We start from the raw sequence: 1,159 nt of genomic DNA on the forward strand, positions 1-1,159 counted from the left end.
TTTTTTTCTGTTTAGTAACAAATAAAAATGACGATTCAGGGTCAGGTCAGACACGCTGATTGTTGATAGCAGACCCGCATTCCTGGCTCGCCATACAGCCAGGTTGGAAATACAACCAATACCCAGTCCTTCCATGACAGCCTGCTTAACGGCTTCAGCCCGGTTAAGGCTCATAATGACGTTGGGCGTACACAAGCGTGCAGCCAGCACTTCATCAAACAGTTCACGTGTTCCCGAGCCTGTCTCCCTGAGTATCCACTCTTCGTCTTTCAGTGACTGAAGATCCACTGTCTTCCCGGCCATGGGATGATCAGGGTGACAAATAATAACAAGCTCATCTTCGCGCCAGGGGATCACTTCAATATCCGGGTGCAGACAGCTACCTTCCACTACGGCCAGATCAACCTCCATAGCCAATATTCTCTGCTGAATACTACGGGTATTATCAACCGTCAATTCGGCCCTGATATGAGGGAATTCCTTGAAAAAATCCCCAAGGATACGAGGCATCAGGTTATTGCCAATGGTGGAACTTGCATGAATCTTCAGCGCTCCCTCTTCATAACAGCTGTTCTCTATAAACTGCGTTTCGATCTCATGGGCGCGGTCAATCAGCTCTGCAGCCAATGGTAATAATGCACGTCCAGAATCGTTTAATGTCATGGACGCGCCAGCGTGCCGGTCAAATAAAGGACCTAAATGCTTCTCCAGTTCTGACAGAGCCATACTGGCAGCAGGCTGTGAAATAAACAGCGATTCTGCCGCTGCAGTGACTCTGCCGCACTGGGCGACCGCCTTAAAAATTGCAAGCTGTCTCAATGTGATATGCATCTACTGCTCCGATACCAATGGCCCACTCAAAAAGGACGTTACGACCGCGGTTGGCATAAATTAAACATGGCTGAAACCAATCTCAACAGACATAAAATAATATTACATTTATCGCATAAATAATTGATTTTTAATTATAAAGAAGAGTATGTCATCTTTCGATAATTTTTGTTTTTTCTAAGGAGTCCGAACAAGTTTTGAATTAAAAATAGATTTACAATTATCTACTCATAAGTCTTCCTTATAAGACTCCATTGATTTATTGATTATTCAAGAAATAAGCCTGCTTCTTATAATTTATTGACCATCACCAGACCAATAATAAAAC

General features: G+C 43.6%; 1 protein-coding gene. It reads right to left on the minus strand.

Features of this window, described 5'->3' with window-relative positions; translation table 11 throughout:
* A partial coding sequence (locus tag KDK17_RS17380; RefSeq protein ID WP_257288668.1) for a LysR substrate-binding domain-containing protein occupies positions 1-831 on the minus strand: 831 nt, incomplete at its 3' end.
* Positions 832-1,159 lie beyond the last annotated feature (328 nt).

Source organism: Endozoicomonas sp. SESOKO2 (genome assembly GCF_024606245.1).
Lineage (GTDB): Bacteria > Pseudomonadota > Gammaproteobacteria > Pseudomonadales > Endozoicomonadaceae > Endozoicomonas_A.